General features: G+C 73.1%; 1 protein-coding gene. It reads left to right on the top strand.

Annotation, left to right across the window (positions count from 1 at the left end; translation table 11 throughout):
* The first annotated feature begins 7 nt into the window (after nt 1–7).
* On the top strand, nt 8–18,775 hold the full coding sequence (locus LWF15_RS18625) for a type I polyketide synthase (RefSeq protein WP_456298974.1): 18,768 nt from the start codon (nt 8–10) through the stop codon (nt 18,773–18,775).
* Nucleotides 18,776–18,801: the final 26 nt, after the last annotated feature.

The following is an 18,801-nucleotide window of genomic DNA, read 5'->3' as shown; positions in this document are numbered from 1 at the left end:
CGAACCGCTGCTGCGCGAAAAATGGAGTCCGCAAGTGAGTGATGACGACAAGCTCCGGTATTTCCTGCGGCGGGTCACGGCGAACCTGCACGAGACCCGGCAGCGGCTGGCCGACATCGAGTCCGCGGCCGGGGAACCGATCGCGATCGTCGGGATGGGCTGCCGCTTCCCGGGCGGCGTGACCAGCCCGGAGTCGTTCTGGGACCTGATCGCCGGCGGGGTGGACGCGATCTCGCAGTTCCCCGACGACCGCGGCTGGGACCTGAGCGACTCCCAGGTCGAGGCGGGCGGTTTCATCGAGGGCGCCACCGAGTTCGATCCCGGCTTCTTCGGGATCAGCCCGCGTGAGGCCGTGGCGATGGACCCGCAGCAGCGCCTGATGCTGACGGTCGCCTGGGAGGCGCTGGAGCGCGCCGGGATCGACCCGCTGACGCTGCGCGGTTCGTCGACCGGTGTGTTCGCGGGCGCCTCGCACTCCGGCTACGGCTGGGGCTCCGGCGCGCTCGAGGGGCACCTCGTCACCGGTACTTCTGCCAGCATTTTGTCCGGCCGTATCGCCTACACCCTGGGCCTGGAAGGGCCCGCCGTCACGGTCGACACCGCCTGCTCCTCGGCCCTGGTCTGCCTGCACCTGGCCGCTCGCGCGCTGCGCGCCGGCGAGTGCTCGATGGCCCTGGTCGGCGGCGTCTTCGTGGCCTCCACGCCGGTCATGTTCACCGACTTCAGCGCCCAGCTCGGCCTGGCCCCGGACGGGCGCTGCAAGGCCTTCGGCGAGGGCGCCAACGGCATGGGCGTGGCCGAGGGCTCGGGCATGGTCGTGCTGGAGCGGCTGTCCGACGCACGCAAGAACGGCCACCAGGTGCTCGCGGTGATCCGCGGCAGCGCAATGAACCAGGACGGCGCCTCCAACGGGCTCACCGCGCCCAACGGGCCCTCGCAGCAGCGGGTGATCCGGGCCGCGCTGGCCGACGCCAAGCTCTCGCCGGCCGACATCGACGCGGTCGAGGCCCACGGCACCGGCACCTCGCTGGGCGACCCGATCGAGGCGCACGCCCTGCTGGCCACCTACGGCCAGGACCGCCCGGAAGAGCGCCCGCTGATGCTGGGCTCGGTCAAGGCCAACATCGGGCACGCCCAGCAGGCCGCCGGCATGGCCGGGCTGATCAAAATCGTGATGGCGCTGCGCAACAACCTGCTGCCGCGCACCCTGCACTCCGAGCAGCCCTCGTCGCACATCGACTGGGACTCGGGCAACGTCCGTCTGCTCACCGAGGAACGGCCCTGGGAGCCGGGGGAGCGCCCGCGCCGGATGGGCCTTTCCGGGTTCGGGATGAGCGGGACCAATGTCCACGTGATCCTTTCCGACCCGCCGGAACCCGAGGCTCCGGCGGCCGAGGAGCCGGAAGAGGGCGCAGCCCCGGCCGAACCGATCGAGGAGGAGGTGCCGGTTACCCCGGTGCTGTCCTCCGCGCCGTCGGTTTGGGTGGTTTCCGGTCGGACCGAGGCGGGCCTGGCCGAGCAGGCCACCCGCCTGGCGGCGTTCGCCCAGGCTCGGCCCGAGCTGGCCCCGGCCGACATCGCCTGGTCGCTCGCGCATACCCGTTCGAAGTTCGAGTACCGCGCCGCGGTGCACGCCGAGAACCGCGAAGATCTGATCGCCGGGCTGCAGGCGCTGGCCGCTGACCGTCGTGACCCCCAGGTGGTCTCCGGCGTGGTCACCACCACGGGCAAGACCGTGTTCGTGTTCCCCGGCCAGGGGGCGCAGTGGGCCGGCATGGGCGAGGAGATGCGCCGCGTTTCGCCGGTCTTCGCGGCCCGTCTGGCCGAGTGCGCCGCCGCGCTGGCGCCTCATGTCGACTGGAACCTGGAAGACGTTCTGGCCGGGCGGGAAGGCGCGCCCGGCATTGAGCAGGCGGCTGTGGTGCAGCCTGCGCTGTGGGCCGTCATGGTGTCGCTGGCTGCCGTCTGGGAAGCCTCCGGCATCGTTCCGGACGCCGTGGTCGGTCACAGCCAGGGCGAGATCGCGGCCGCGTCTTTGGCCGGGATCCTGTCGCTGGAAGACGCTGCGCGGGTGGTCGCCGCCCGCAGCCGGGCCCTGTCCGGTCTGGCCGTCGAGGCCGGGATGCTCTCGGTCGTGATGCCCGTGGCGGCGGTCGAGGAACTGCTGGCTACCAAGGAGAGCTGGCCTGAGCGGCTCTCGGTCGCGGCCGTCAACGGCCCGGCCACCACCGTGGTCTCCGGTGACCTGGACGCCCTCGACGAGTTCGAGCGGGCCCTGTCCAAGCGACGCATCCTGCGCTGGCGCATCCCGCAGACCGACTTCGTGGCGCACTCCGCCCGGGTCGAGCCGCTGGCCGCCGTGCTGCGCGAGCAGCTGGCCGCGATCACACCGCAGGCCGGCCGGGTGCCGCTGTTCTCCACGGTGACCGGTGAGCGGATCGACGGGCTCACCATGGACGCCGGCTACTGGTACTCCAACGTGCGCGAGCGCGTTCGCTTCCAGGACGCCGTCGTCGCGGCCGCCCGCTCCGGTGCCCGCACCTTCGTCGAGGTCTCGCCCCAGCCGGTACTGGCCGGGCCCATCGGTGAGACCTTCGAGGAACTGGCGCTGCCCACCGCGCCGGTGGTCACCGGCACTCTCGAACGCGAGAACCCCGGCGCTGCTCGCTTCCTCGCCGGACTGGCCCACCTGCACGTGCACGGGGTGAAGGTCGACTGGGCGCGGGTGCTGCCGTCCGGCTCGGTGGTCGACCTGCCCACCTATGCCTTCCAGACCGAGCGCTACTGGCTGGAGCCCGCCGCGGCCAAGGCCGTGCAGCGCGAGATCGAGCGCACCGATACGGCCTCCTGGCGCTACAGCGTCGAATGGATGCCGGTGGCCGGTTCCGGCCCGGCCCGGCTTTCGGGCCGCTGGGTCCTGGTGACCGGCGACGAACCAGATGTGGCTCAGCACTGCCGCCAGATGCTCAGCGCTCACGGCGCTGAGGTGCTGGAGATCGCCGGAGCCGGCCTGGACCGGGCCGCGCTCGCGGCGGCGGTGTCGGGTCTGAACGGTGTGACAGGCGTGTTGTCGCTCCTGGCCCTCGACGAAACACCGGTTTCCGAAGCAGAGGACGTGGTGGCCGGGGTCGCGGGCACGCTTGCCTTGATTCAGGGGCTGGGTGACGCGGGCGTCGAGGCTCCGTTGTGGATGCTCACCTCCGGTGCGGTGGACGCGGTGGAGGGCGACGAGCTCACCTCTCCCGTTCAGGCGCAGGCCCGGGCCCTGGGCCGGGTGGCGAGCCTGGAACACCGCGACCGCTGGGGCGGTTCGATCGACCTGCCGGTGAGCGAGTGGGACGGCGCCCAGAGTGCCCGCCTGGCCACGGTGCTGTCCGGCACCACCGGCGAGACCGAGGTGGCGATCCGCTCCGAGGGCCTGTTCGGGCGCCGCCTGGTGCCGGCCGACGTCGAGCACGAGAGCGACTGGCGGCCCGAAGGAACGGTCCTGATCACCGGCGGCACCGGGGCCATCGGCGGGCACGTCGCCCGCTGGCTGACCACCCGCCAGGCCCGGCGCATCGTGCTCACCAGCCGCTCCGGCCCGGCCGCGGCCGACCCGGTCCTGCTCGCCGAACTGGCCGAGGCCGGGTGCACGGTCGAGGTGATCGCCGCCGACGTGTCCGACCGCGCTGCCCTGACCGCGCTGCTGGAGCACATCTCGTCCTCCGGCCCCGAGCTGTCCAGCGTCATGCACACCGCCGGGTTGGTGGACAACGGCACGCTGGAACGACTCGACGTGCCCCGTCTGGCCAAGGTGCTCGCCGCCAAGGCCACCAGTGCCGCCCTGCTCGACGAGCTCACCGGCGACCTCGACGCGTTCGTCCTGTTCTCCTCGGCCGCAGCCACCTTCGGCGGCGGTGGGCAGGGCAACTACGCCGCCGCCAACGCCTACCTCGACGCACTGGCCCAGAACCGCCGCCACCGTGGCCTTCCCGGCACATCCCTGGCCTGGGGTCCGTGGGCCGGCGGCGGCGTGGCCCAGTCCAGCGAGAAGACCAAGCAGCGCCTGGCCCGCAACAGCTGGGAAGTGCTGATGGACCCGGCCCTCGCCGTGAAGGCGCTGGGCGAGGCCCTGGACGGCGACGACACCGCGCTGACGGTGATGGACGTGGACTGGTCGAAGATGTCCGGGGTGCCGGGCATGTCCGACCTGCACACCGTTCCGCTCGTGCGCGACCTGCCGCAGGTGCGCGCCCTGGCCCCCGAGGTCGTGGTCGAGAGCAGCGGGGTCAAGGCCGACGGCGCCCTGGCGCAGCAACTGCTGCGCCTGTCCCGGGCCGAGCAGGAGCGCATCCTCACCGACCTGATCCGCTCCGAAGTGGCTGCGGTACTGAACTATCCGTCGCTGCAGAGCGTGGACGCGGCCCGGGCCTTCAGCGAACTGGGCTTCGACTCCCTGACCGCCGTGGAACTGCGCAACCAGCTCAGCAGCGCCACCGGACTGCGGCTGCCCGCCAGCCTGCTGTTCGACTACCCCACGCCGTTGGTCTTGGCCGGTCACCTGAGGACGGGCCTGATCGGCGATGCGGGCGCGGCTTCGGTCGAGCCCGTGGCCGGGCACGCGTCGGCCGTCGACCTGGAGCCGATCGCGATCGTCGGCATGGGCGGGCGCTACCCCGGCGGCATCGACGGCCCGGAAAGCTTCTGGCAGATGCTGGACTCCGGGTCCGAGGGCATCTCCGGCATCCCGGCCAACCGCGGCTGGGACACCGCGAACCTGTTCGACCCCGACCCTGACCAGCCGGGCACCGCCTACGTGCAGGCCGGTGGATTCGTCCAGGAGGCCGGGCAGTTCGACCCGGCGTTCTTCGGGATCAGCCCGCGTGAGGCGCTGGCCATGGACCCGCAGCAGCGCCTGCTGCTGGAAACGTCCTGGGAGGCGCTGGAACGGGCCGGGATCGACCCGCGCTCGCTGAGGGGCTCGGCCACCGGCGTGTTCGCGGGCGGCTACAGCTCCGGCTACGCGATGGGCCTGCAGACCTCACCCGAGGGCACAGCCGGGCTCGAGGGCCACATGGTCACCGGCAACGCGGGAAGCGTCATCTCCGGGCGGGTCTCGTACCTGCTGGGCCTGGAAGGACCCTCGCTGACCATCGACACCGCCTGCTCCTCCTCGCTGGTGGCCATGCACCTGGCCGTGACCGCGCTGCGCTCGGGCGAATGCCGGCTGGCCCTGGCCGGCGGTGTGACGATCATGGCCACCCCGGCCGAACTGGTCGGCTTCTCCAAGCAGCGCGGCCTGGCCCAGGACGGGCGCTGCAAGTCGTTCTCCTCCTCGGCCGACGGCATGGGCATGGCCGAAGGTGCCGGGCTCATCGTGCTGGAGCGTCTTTCGGACGCCCAGCGCAACGGCCACCCGATCCTCGCGGTGATCCGCGGTACCGCCGTCAACCAGGACGGCGCCTCCAACGGCCTGACCGCGCCCAACGGCCCCTCTCAGCAGCGCGTCATCCGCGCCGCCCTGGCCAACGCCGGGCTGACCACTGACGACATCGACGCGGTGGAGGCCCACGGCACCGGCACGGTGCTGGGCGACCCGATCGAGGCCCAGGCCCTGGCCGCCACCTACGGTGCCGACCGCACCGATGAGCGGCCGCTGCTGCTGGGCTCGGTGAAGTCGAACTTCGGGCACTCGCAGGCCGCTGCCGGTGTGGCCGGAGTGATGAAGATGGTGCTCGCGCTGCAGCACGAACGTCTGCCGCAGAGCCTGCACTCGGCCGAGCGCTCCCCGCACATCGAGTGGGACGGCTCGGGCCTGCAGTTGCTGTCCGAGCCGGCCGAGTGGCCCTCCCGGCTGGCGTCCGAGGGGACGCCGCGCCGCGCCGGAATCTCGGCCTTCGGGATCAGCGGGACGAACGCGCACGTGGTGATCGAGGAAGCGCCGCTCCCGGTCAGTGAAGATCCGATTGAGGACGCCCGTGAGGCTCCGGGTGGCTCGGGCGCCCTGGTCGCTGCAGACGGTTCGATGGTGGTCGAAGCCGGGGCTGCTGCCGAACAGTCTGAGCAGTCCGGCCGGGCGTTGGTGGGTGGCCCCGTGGTCTGGCCGGTCTCGGCGCGCAGCACGGTGGCGTTGCCCGCGCAGGCTTCGCGGCTCGCGGAGTTCCTGCTCGCGCGTCCGGCGTGTGACGCGGCGGCGGTGGGGCGTTCGCTCGCCACCACACGCTCTTCGTTCGAACACCGCGCGGTTGTGCTGGGCTCAGGGACCGACGAATTGCTGACGGGCCTTGCCCATCTGGCGGGTGGGGCTTCTTCGGCGACTGGTTCGGCGGGTCTGACCGGCGTTGGTGAGGCTTCGGACGCCGCTTCCGTCATCACCGGTGTCGTACCGGCCTCCGCCCCGCGCGTGGGCTTCGTGTTCGCGGGTCAGGGCGCGCAGCGGGCCGGTATGGGCCGGGAGCTCTACGCCGCCTCGCCTGTGTTCGCGGACGTGTTCGACCGGGTCTGTGCCCTTCTCGAGCCTGAGGTGGGCCTGCCCATCCGCGAGGTCGTGCTGAGCGAGGGGGCGGACCCGCGCGCCGACCGCACCGGTTACGCCCAGGCCGGGCTGTTCGCCGTCGAGGTCTCGCTGGTCGCGGTGCTGGCCGCGGCCGGGGTCGTGCCGGCGGCGGTGGCCGGGCACTCGGTGGGTGAGATCGCTGCGGCCTACGTGGCCGGGGTGCTCACGCTGGAGGACGCCTGCCGCCTGGTGGGTGCGCGGGCGCGGCTGATGGAGGCCCTGCCCGAGGGCGGGGCGATGGCGGCGGTCGCGGTCACCGAGGCCGAGATGCTCGCCGAGCTGGCGAAGGAGCTGCCGACCGGGCTGTCCGGCGACCCGTCGCAGGACCGTGCTGCTGGATCCTCGGTCCGTCTGTCCGACGTCGTTTCGGTCGCTGCCGTCAACGGCCCCTCCTCCGTCGTCATCTCCGGCGACGAGGCGGCGGTCGACGCCCTGGTCGAGTTGTGGCGCGAGCGCGGCCGTCGGGTGCGCAAGCTGCGGGTCAGCCACGCCTTCCACTCGGCCCGGATGGAGCCGGTGCTCGACGAGCTGAGCGCCGTCGCCATCGGCCTGTCGCACGCCACGCCGACCATCACCTGGGTGGGCGCGCTGACCGGTGACGTAGTGACCAACCCGGAGCCGGGCTACTGGCCCGCGCAGGCCCGTCAGGCCGTCCGGTTCGCCGATGCGGTCACGTCGATGGCGGCGCAGGACGTCTCGGTGTTCATCGAGATCGGTCCCGACGCGACGCTGTCGGGGATGGGCCCGGGCGTGCTCGATTCGGCCGAGTTCGTGCCGCTGCTGCGCGCCCAGGCGCCGGCCGCCGAGTCGGTGACCACGGCCCTGGCCCGCGCTCACGTGCGCGGGGTCGAGGTGGACTGGACTGCGGTGCTTCCGCCCGCGCCGATCGTGCCGCTGCCCACCTATGCGTTCCAGCACCAGTACTTCTGGCCCGGTGGACCGCAGCGGCTGCGCCCGGTGGGGGAGTCTGCATCGGGCACCAGCGACTGGCTGTACCGCACGTCGTGGGTCTCCGCGCCGGTGGCTCCCGCCTCCACGCTGGACGGGACCTGGCTGATCGTCACCGGCGAAGCGGGCCGCGAGCGGGCCGAAAAGTTCGCACGCGCAGTCACTGTCGCCGGTGGGGAAGCTGCATTCGTCGAGCTGTCGGCCGGATCGGTCGACCGTGCCGGTGTCGCTGAGCAGGTCCGGGCTGCCCTCGGCGACGGTCTGAGCGGTGCGGACGGGGTTGGGGGTGGAGCTTCGGGGGATGCCGTTTCGGGTGTGATCTCGTTCCTGGCGCTCGATGATGCGGTGCTGCCGGGTGCTCAAGCAGTTCCGGCCGGTGTCGCGGGCACCCTTCTGCTTCTTCAGGGCTTGGGCGACGCCGAGATCGCTGCTCCGCTGTGGGTGCTGACTCAGGGCGCCGTCTCCACCTCCGACTCCGACCCGCTCACCTCGCCCGCCCAGGCTCAGGTCTGGGGCCTGGGACAGGTCGCGGCGCTGGAGCACCCGGACCGTTGGGGCGGTCTGCTCGACCTTCCCACCGACCTTGGTGACTCGACGACGTCCACAATCATTGCTGTTCTGGCCAACCGCCCCGGTGAGGACCAGCTGGCGATCCGGGCGGACAAGGTCCTGGCCCGCCGCCTGACCAAGGCCGTGGGCGTGCCCGAGCGGGCGCCGCGCTACAGCGGCACCGGCACGGCCCTGGTCACCGGCGGCACCGGCGCGATCGGCCGGCGGGTCGCGCGCTGGCGGGCGGCGCACAGTACCCCGGGCCTGGTGCTGACCAGCCGCACGGGCGCCCTGGCCGGCGGTGTCGCCGAGCTGGCGGCCGAACTGGCCGAGGCGGGCAGCGCTGTCGAGGTGCTGCAGGCCGACGTCTCGCAGCGCACAGACGTCGTGGGTCTGCTGGCGCACATCGACCATCTGAAGACTGTCGTGCACACGGCCGGCATCGTTGACGACGGCGTGCTGGACCGGCTGGACCCGTCTCGGTTCGACTCCGTGCTCGCGGCCAAGGCCCAGGGGGCGGCGCTGCTCGACGAGCTGACCGTCGACCTCGACTCGTTCATCCTGTTCTCCTCCTCGGCGGCTACTTTCGGCGGTGGCGGGCAGGGCAACTACGCCGCGGCCAACGCCTATCTCGATGCCCTGATCCAGAACCGCCGCGACCGTGGTCTTCCCGGCACCTCCCTGGCCTGGGGGCCGTGGGCCGGAGGCGGTATGGCTCAGGCCGACGACGCCGTGCGGCAGCGCCTCGAGCGGGGCGTACTGCGGGCCCTGGCTCCCGACCGGGCGCTCGATGTGCTCGGCCACGCGCTCGCCGGCCACGCCGAGGGCGTGCTGACCGTGATGGACGTGGACTGGGCCAAGGCGGGCGCCACGGCCGGGCTCGCGCAGATGCCGCTGGTGCGGGAACTGCCGGAAGTTCAGGCGTTGCTGCGGGCGGCCGAATCGTCGGTGCCGGTCGTGCAGGCCAACGACCTGACGCGCCGGCTGTCCGGGATGAACCGGGCCGGGCAGCTGCAGAACCTCACCGATCTGGTGCGTTCCGAGGCCGCGGCGGTGCTCGGACATGCGGGCGCGGCGGCCGTGGACAGCGAGCGCCCGTTCAGCGACATCGGGTTCGACTCCCTGACCGCGGTCGAACTGCGCAACCGCCTCACCGCCCTGACCGGGCTGACGCTCCCGGCGACCCTGGTGTTCGACCACCCGAGCCCGGCCGTGCTGGCCGCCTTCCTGCGGGCCGAACTGCTGGGCGACGCCGACCAGGGCCAGATCGCGCGGGGCCCGGCCGCGGTCGACGACGACCCGATCGCGATCGTCGGTATGGCCTGCCGTTTCCCCGGCGGGGTGGAGAGCCCGGAACAGTTCTGGGAGCTCCTGGCCAGCGGCACCGACGCGGTGACCGGCTTCCCGGTGGACCGCGGCTGGGACCTGGACACCCTTTTCGACGACGACCCCTCACGGCCGGGCAGCTCGGTCACCCGCGCCGGTGGTTTCGTGCATGACGCGGCCGACTTCGACCCCTCGTTCTTCGGGATCAACCCGCGCGAGGCGCTGGCGATGGACCCGCAGCAGCGCATCCTGCTGCAGACCTCGTGGGAGGCCGTGGAGCGGGCCGGGATCGACCCCCGCTCACTGCGGGGGAGCGAGACCGGCGTGTTCGCCGGGTCCGGCTTCAACGGTTACGGCGTGGGCGCCGAGGACAGCGGGCTGGAGGGCTACCAGCTCACCGGCATGGCCGCCAGCGTCATCTCCGGCCGGGTCTCCTACACCCTGGGCCTGGAAGGCCCCGCCGTCACGGTGGACACGGCCTGCTCCTCCTCGATGGTCGCCCTGCACCTGGCCGCCCAGGCGCTGCGCTCGCAGGAGTGCAGTCTGGCGCTGGCCGGCGGTGTGACCGTGATGGCGGTGCCCACCGGGTTCTCGGAGTTCTCCCGCCAGCAGGGCCTGGCCTCCGACGGGCGCTGCAAGGCCTTCTCGGCCTCGGCCGACGGCACCGGCTGGGCCGAGGGCGCGGGCATGCTCGTGCTGGAAAGGCTTTCGGACGCCCGCCGCAACGGCCACACGGTGCTCGCCCTGGTCGCGGGGTCGGCCATCAACCAGGACGGCGCGTCCAACGGCCTCACCGCACCCAACGGCCCCTCGCAGCAGCGGGTCATCCGGGCCGCGCTGGCCTCGGCCGGTCTTTCCACGAGTGACGTGGACGTGGTCGAGGCGCACGGTACCGGCACCACGCTGGGCGACCCGATCGAGGCGCAGGCTCTGCTGGCGACCTATGGGCGCGACCGGGACGAGACCCGTCCGTTGTGGCTCGGCTCGGTGAAGTCGAACATCGGGCACACCCAGTCGGCGGCCGGTGTGGCCGGCGTGATGAAGATGGTCCTGGCCCTGCAGAAGGGGGTGCTGCCGCGCACCCTGCACGTCGAGCGGCCCACCGACCAGGTGGACTGGTCGGCCGGGCGGGTGCAGCTGCTGACCCAGGAACAGCCGTGGCTGCCCGAGGGCCGTCGGCGCCGGGCCGGTGTCTCCTCGTTCGGCATGAGCGGCACCAACGCTCACGTCATCCTGGAAGAACCGCCCGCCGTCGACGTGGTCGACGCCGTCGCACAGATGCCCCAGGCGGCTCCGGCGCTGGGCCGGGTGCTGGCCTGGCCGGTGTCCGCGCGCACACCGGAAGCCCTGCGGCGCCTGGCCGCCCGGCTCACCGACCGGCTCGAGCACGCCGACGGAATGGACCCGGCCGACGTGGCCTGGTCGCTGGCCACCACCCGCTCGTCGTTCGAGCACCGGGCCGTCGTGCTCGGCCTCGACCGTGACGAGCTGATCGCCGGACTGGCCGCCCTCGCCGAAGGAACGTCCGACGCCGGTGTGGTCACCGCCGCCTCCGGCTCGGCCGGTGCGCCCGTGTTCGTGTTCCCCGGCCAGGGCTCGCAGTGGGTCGGCATGGGCCGCGAACTGGCCGCAGCATCGCCGGTGTTCGCCGCCCGCCTGGCCGAGTGCGGTGCCGCCCTGGCGCCGTTCGTGGAATGGGACGGCCGCTCGCTCGATGAGGTCCTCGGCGACGAAGAGGCTCTGCAGCGGGTGGACGTGGTGCAGCCCGCCCTGTGGGCGGTGATGGTCTCGCTGGCCGCCACCTGGCAGGCCGCCGGAGTGGAACCGGCCGCCGTGGCCGGGCACTCGCAGGGCGAGATCGCGGCCGCCGTGGTGGCGGGCATCCTGTCCCTGGAGGACGGCGCCAAGGTCATTGCCCGGCGCAGCCGCGCCCTGCGGGCCATCGCCGGTCAGGGTGGCATGCTGTCGATCGCCGAGCCGGTGGAGGTCATCACCGACCGGATCGAGCCGTGGGCCGGGCGGGTCGCGGTCGCCGCGATCAACGGCCCGGACGCGACGGTCATCTCGGGCGACCTGTCGGCCCTGACCGAGATCGCCGAGGTGTGCGAGAAGGCCGGGGTGCGGCGTCGGCTGCTTCCGGTCGACTACGCCTCGCACGGCCCTCAGGTCGACGCGTTGCGCGAAACCGTGCTGGAGGCGCTGGCCGGCATCGCGCCGCAGGCCGGGCAGATCCCGCTCACCTCGTCGCTGACCGGTGGGCTGATGGCCGGGCAGGACGCCGGGCCGGACTACTGGTACGCGAGTCTGCGCGCCACGGTCGAGTTCTCGCACGCCATCCAGACGCTGCACCACGCCGGGCACAACGTGTTCATCGAGGTGTCGCCGCACCCGGTGCTGGTCAACGCGATCAGCGCCACGGTGGAGCGGGAGATCGAGGTCGCGGCCGAGGACGGCGCCGAGTTCGCCGAGCCGGTGGTGGCGGGCACGCTGCGCCGCGAAGACGGCACGGCGCAACGGTTCCTGACCTCGCTGGCCGAGGTGCACGTACGCGGTGTGCGGGTGGACTGGGCCTCGGTGCTCACACCCGGCGGCACGGTCGCGCTGCCCACCTATCCCTTCGCCCGCGAGCGGTTCTGGGTGGAGGGACGCCTGGCGCCTCGGCGTTCGGACGTGGCTGCGGCGGGAGACTCGGGGGCGGACCTGCGATACCGGGTCACCTGGACGCCGGTTGCTGCGAGCGGGGCGGCCGGATCGGTGGAGCCGGATCAAAAGTGGCTGCTGGTCGTGGGCCCGGCCGGTGCCTCCTGGGCCGAGGTGGTGGCACGGACGCTGGCTGATCGCGGTGCGGACGTCGTGGTCGCCGCAGTGCCCGTCGGCGGGGTTGAGCCCCAGGTGGGCACGTTCGCAGCAGCGACGGCGGTCGAGGGCGCGGTTGTCGCTGCGCCGAGTTCGGCCGAGGTTGCGCGCTCCGTCATCATGAACCGGTTGCAGGAGGCATTGACCGATGGCCCGGTGGCCGGGGTCGTGTCGTTGCTCGCCCTGGAAGAACTCACCGTGTCCGACGCCGGAGCACTGTCGACCGGGCTGGCCTCCACGGTCGGGCTCGTGCAGGCGCTCGGTGACCTTGGGCTCGATGCACCGCTGTGGGTGCTGACCTCGGGTGCCGTGGCGGCTGGGGCGGACTCGGCTCCGCACAACCCGGCGCAGGCGCCGGTGTGGGGCCTGGGCCGCGTGGCCGCGCTGGAGCACCCGGATCGCTGGGGCGGTCTGATCGACCTGCCGCAGGAACTGGACCCGGCTGCGGCGGAGAAGCTGGTCGGGCTCCTCGCCCAGGGGCCGATCGCGGCAACTGCCCAGGGCTCGCCGTCCGATGCGAAGACGGGGGCCGAGGACCAACTGGCCATCCGGGGCGCGGGCGTGCTGGCCCGGCGTCTGGCGCGGGCGGGACGCCCTCGCAAGCAGATCAACACCTGGACGCCGCGCGGCACGGTCCTGATCACCGGCGGCACCGGCGCCATCGGTGGCCGCCTGGCCCTCCTGGCGGCCGAGCGGGGCGCGACCCGGGTGGTGCTCACGAGCCGCTCCGGGCCCGAGGCCAGCGGCGTCGCGACCCGGGCGGCCGAGCTGGCCCAGCAGGGCACAACAGTGGACGTGGTGGCCGCCGACGTGGCCCGGCGCGAGCAGGTTTCCGGGCTGGTTTCCTTCGCCGGGGACCTGAGCTCCGTCTTCCACGCCGCGGGCGTGGGTGGTGGCGACCCGCTGAACGAGCTCACCATCGAGGCGCTCGCTGCGGCGATGGCGGCCAAGGCGGCGGGTGGTGCGCATCTGGACGAGCTGGCCGGGGACGACCTGGACGCGTTCGTGACCTTCTCCTCCGGCGCGGCGGTCTGGGGCAGCGCGCACCTGGCCGGATACGCAGCCGCCAACGCGGCGTTGGACGCGCTGGTCGAGAGCCGGCGGGCACGGGGCCTGGCCGGTACGTCGGTGGCCTGGGGGCTGTGGGGCGGCGGGGGCATGGCTGAGGGCCGCTCCGGCGAGTTCCTGCAGCGCATGGGCCTGCGTGAGATGGATCCGGAGGTCGGCATCGAGGCCCTCGCGGCCGCGCTCGACCACGGCGACGTCACGCTCACCGTGGCCGACGTGGACTGGGAACGGTTCGCATCGGTGTTCAGCGTGCACCGGCCCAGCCCGCTGATCACCGGCGTGGCCGAGGCGCGGGCTGCGCTCACCGCGACGCCCACCGCCTCGCCGGCTCCCACCGCGGCGCCGGACAACGCCCTGGCCGCCCGCCTGGGCGGACTGACCCGCGCCGAGCAGGCCCGCACGCTCACCGACCTGGTGCGCACCGAGGCCGCGATCGTGCTGGGCCACAGCTCGGCCGAGGCTCTTCCGGCCGGCAAGGCGTTCCAGGAGCTGGGCTTCGACTCGCTGACGGCGGTCGACCTGCGCAACCGGCTGGGCGCGGCCACCGGGCTCACGCTCCCGGCGACTCTGGTCTTCGACTACCCGACCCCGTCCGCGCTCGGCGTCTTCCTGCGCTCCCGCCTGCTCGGCGACGAGACCCCGGCACACGAGACCGGCTCGCGGGCATCCTCCGACGAGCCGATCGCGATCGTCGGTCTGGGGCTGCGGTTCCCGGGCGGCGCAGACACGCCGGAGTCGTTCTGGAAGCTGCTGTCCGATGGCGCGGACGTGGTGGCGGATCTGCCGGCCGACCGCGGCTGGGACATGAACGCCATCCTCGACGCCTCACCCGACGGCCGGGCCCCGAAGGGCGGCTTCCTCTACGGCGCCGGCGAGTTCGACCCGGGCTTCTTCGGGATCAGCCCGCGCGAGGCCCTGACCATGGACCCGCAGCAGCGACTGCTGCTGGAGACCTCGTGGGAGGCGCTGGAGCGGGCCGGGATCGACCCGGGCAACCTGCGCGGATCGGCCACGGGCGTGTTCATCGGCGCTTCCTGGTCCGGCTACGGCCTGGACCGGCACGGCGGCGGGGACCAGGGGCACCTGCTCACCGGTACGTCGAGCAGCGTGCTCTCGGGCCGGATGTCGTACGTGCTCGGGCTCGAAGGCCCGGCGGTCTCCGTCGACACGGCCTGCTCCTCCTCCCTCGTGGCGATGCACCTGGCCAGCCAGGCGCTGCGCTCGGGGGAGTGCGGGCTGGCGCTGGCCGGTGGCGCCTTCGTCGCCGCCACGCCGGTCATGTTCACCTCGTTCAACACCCAGCTCGGCCAGGCGTCGGACGGGCGCTGCAAGGCGTTCGGCGCCGATGCCGACGGCATGGGCATGGCCGAGGGCGCCGGTGTGCTGGTGCTGGAGCGGCTTTCGGACGCCCAGCGCAACGGGCACCGGATCCTGGCGGTGATCCGCGGCAGCGCGGTCAACCAGGACGGCGCCTCGAACGGTCTCACCGCGCCGAACGGTCCCTCGCAGCAGCGGGTGATCCGGGCGGCGCTGGACTCGGCCGGACTGCAGGCGAGCGACGTGGACGTGGTCGAGGCGCACGGCACCGGCACCTCGCTGGGCGACCCGATCGAGGCCGGCGCTCTGATGGCCACCTACGGTCAGGATCGCGGCGAGAGCGCGCCGCTGTGGCTGGGTTCGGTGAAGTCGAACATCGGCCACACCCAGGCCGCCGCGGGCACGGCTGCGGTGATCAAGATGGTGCTGGCCCTGCAGAACCAGGAACTGCCGCGCACCCTGCACGTGGACGAGCCGTCCCCGCACATCGACTGGAACGCCGGGGACGTGCGCCTGCTGAGCGAGCCGGTCGCCTGGACCTCCGGTGGGCGAGTGCGGCGTGCGGGCGTCAGCGGGTTCGGGATGAGCGGCACCAACGCGCACCTGATCCTCGAAGAGGCTCCCGCGCCGGTCGAAGCGCCGATCGAGGACGAGTCGGGCGCGCCCGCGGTTCTGGCCGAACCGCTCGCGGTGTGGCCGGTTTCCGGACGGACCCCGCAGGCGCTCGCGGCGCAGGCCCAGCGCCTGATCGAGGGCCTGATCGAGGGCCTGAGCCAGGAGACCGGGGCCGAGGACGTGGCCTGGAGTCTGGCCACCGGACGGGCGGCGTTCGAGCACCGGGCCGTCGTCGTCGGCAGCGACCGCGCCGAACTCCTCGCCGGTCTGAGCGCCCTTACTGAAGGCGCATCTTCGTCCTCGGTGATCGGGGGAGTGGCTGACGGACGTCCTCGGGTTGGCTTCCTCTTCGCCGGCCAGGGCGCGCAGCGCGGCGGCATGGGACGCGAGCTGTACAGTGCCTCGCCGGTTTTCGCGGCGGCGTTCGACGAGGTCATGGCACTGCTGGAGGACGAGCTCGGGCCGCAGCTGCGGGAGCTGGTGCTGGGCGAGGCGGACGACCCGCGCGCCGACCAGACCGTGTACGCCCAGGCCGGGCTGTTCGCGGTCGAGATCGGTCTGCTGGCGGTGCTGAAGGCGGCCGGGGTCACGCCGGACATGGTGGCCGGGCACTCGGTCGGTGAGATCGCGGCGGCCTGTGCGGCGGGCGTTCTGAGCCTGAGCGACGCCGCAGCCCTGGTCGCGGCCCGGGGCCGGCTCATGCAGGAGCTGCCCACCGGCGGGGCCATGGCGGCGCTGGAGGCCACCGAGGCGGAGGTACTGGGGACCCTCGTGGAGGGGACCTCGATCGCAGCGGTGAACGGACCGACGTCCATTGTTGTCTCTGGTGACCAGGACGCCGTGGACGCCCTGGTGGAGGGGTGGCGCGAGCGCGGCCGGCGGGTGCGGCGGCTGCGGGTCAGCCACGCGTTCCACTCGGCGCGGATGGAGCCGGTGCTGGCCGAGCTGGGCCGCACCGCCGAGCGCCTCGAGCACTCCTCGCCGACCGCGACCTGGGTGGGGGCGCTCACCGGTGAGGTCGTCACCGACCCGTCACCCGCCTACTGGCCGCAGCAGGCCCGGGAAGCGGTGCGGTTCGCCGACGCGGTGCGCACCATGCGGGCCGCCGGGGTGAGGGTGTTCGTCGAGATCGGACCGGACGGGACCTTGTCCGGAATGGGCTCGGGCGTGCTGGCCGAAGACACGGATGCGGTGTTCGTTCCGGTGCGTCGTGAGCAGCTCAGCGCTTCGGAGGGTGTGCTGACGGCGCTGGCCCGCATCCACACGCACGGCGCCGACGTGGACTGGGCGCGGGTGCTCCCGGCCGGACGCACCGTGGACCTGCCCACCTACGCCTTCCAGCACGAGCGGTTCTGGGTCGAGCCCGCCACCGAGCCCGCCACCGAGCCCGCCACCGAGGACTCCGCATTCTGGAAGGCGGTCGAGGACGGCGACGCAGACGCGCTGGGCCTGCAGGACCAGGCGCAGTTGGACGCGGTGCTGCCGATCCTGAACTCCTGGCGCTCGCGCCGCAGCGCGCAGTCGGCCACGGCCGGCCTGCGCTACCGGGTCGACTGGGAGCCGGTGCCGGCGCTGAACACCGCCGTACCTGCGGCTTTGGCGGGCACCTGGCTGGTTGTGACGGCCTCGGACAGTGGGTCGGGGGCGGATGCGGGCACGTCCGGTGAGGTGACCGGCGCGGTTGATCGGGTCTTGCGTGGGGGTGGCGCCGAAGTGTTCGGTGTCGCGGTGACCTCGGAGGACGACCGGCGCACCATCGCCGGGAAGGTGGCCAATGCGTTGGCCGCCCAGAGCAGCGACGGCGGCGATGCGCTGTCGGGTGTGCTCTGGCTGCCTCCGGCCGGGTCCGACGCGGGTCTGCTGCGCACCGTCGAACTGGTGCAGGCGCTCGGCGATCTGGCCGTCGAGGCCCCGCTGTGGGTGCTCACCCAGGGCGCGGTCTCGCTCGGAACGGACATCGCGGACGCCCCGGACCCTGCCCAGGCGGCGATCTGGGGCTTCGGCCGAGTGGCCGCGCTCGAACACCCCGAGCGCTGGGGCGGTCTGGTCGACCTGCCGGCCTCGCTCGACGACACCTCGATGGCTGCTCTCGGTGCGGTGCTGGCCCAGAGCGAGCCCGGTCACGAGGACCAGGTGGCCCTGCGTGGGGACGTCCTGGCTCGCCGGCTCGTGCATGCGGCACCTTCGCGTCCGGTCGCCTTGGACGAACAATGGACGCCGCGTGGCCCGGTCCTGGTGACCGGTGGCAGTGGGGCGCTGGGCGCCCGGGTGGCCCGCTGGGCGGCCGAGCGCGGCGCCGAGCACCTGGTGCTGACCAGCCGCTCGGGTGCGCTGGCGGCCGGTGTCGGTGAGCTGGCGGCCGAGCTGGCCCGCAGTGGGACTGAGGTGAGCGTGCTGGCCGGGGACATCGGCGAGCGCGACCACGTCGCCGGGCTGCTGGGCTGGATCGCCGACCATGACGCGCCGGTGGACTCCGTGTTCCATGTGGCCGGCACTCCCGAGGCGGTGGCGGTCGAGGCCGTGGACGCCGAGGGCCTGCGTAAGGTCACCTCGGCCAAGGCCGATGGCGCCCTGTGGCTGGACCAGCTCACCGCCTCGCTGCGGCTGAGCGCGTTCGTGGTCTTCTCGTCGATCTCGGCCACCTGGGGCAGCGGGCACCAGCCCGGCTACGCCGCGGCCAACGCCTACCTGGACGCCCTGGTCGAGAACCGCCGGGCCCGGGGCCTGGTGGGTATCTCGCTGGCCTGGGGACCCTGGTCCGGCGCAGGCATGGCGGCGCTGGGCGAGGCCGAGACCGCCTTCCGCTCAAGGGGTCTGCGCTACCTGGACGGCGACCGGGCCATGACGGTCCTGGCCGACGCCCTGGACGCGGGCGATGCCCTGCTGACCGTCGCGGACGTCGACTGGGACCGGTTCGCCGGGGTGTTCACCCTGCGCCGCCCCAGCCCGCTGCTGCTCGGTCTGCCCGAGGTGCGCACCGCCCTGGCCACCGAAGACGTGCCCGAGACCACCGGCGTGGTCCATGACCTGACCGCCCGCCTCGAGGGCCGCCCGCGGGCCGAGCAGGACCGTATCCTGACCACCCTGGTCCGCACCGAGGCGGCCGCGGTGCTGGGCTACGCCTCGATCGAGCCGGTCGGTGCCTCGAGGGCGTTCAAAGACCTGGGCTTCGACTCCCTGACCGCCGTGGAGCTGCGCAACCGCCTGATCGCGGCCACCGGGCAGCGCCTGGCCGCCACCGTGGTCTTCGACTACCCGACCTCCGCCGACCTCGCCGCGCACCTGCGCGGCAGCCTGCTGCCCGAGGTGAACACCGCCCCGCCGGTGTTCACCGACCTGGACGCCCTGGAAGCCCGTCTGTCGGACATCCCGCAGGACAGTGCAATTCGGGCGGACGTCACCGTGCGGCTGCAGACTCTGCTCTCGAGCTGGATCGGCACCGGCCAGACGGGCGACGTGGCCCAGGACGCGGCGCAGCGCCTCGAGACCGCGGGTGCCGACGAGGTGTTCGACTTCATCGACCGGGAACTCGGGGTCTCACCCCTCGATGGCCAATGACCCGGTCGCCGCAGTTCCTGAGGGAG

The organism is Kineosporia rhizophila (genome assembly GCF_021277265.1).
GTDB classification, from domain to species: Bacteria; Actinomycetota; Actinomycetes; order Actinomycetales; family Kineosporiaceae; genus Kineosporia; species Kineosporia rhizophila.
Note: the sequence above shows the minus strand (reverse complement) of the source record. Positions and strands in the feature narration are given on the sequence as shown.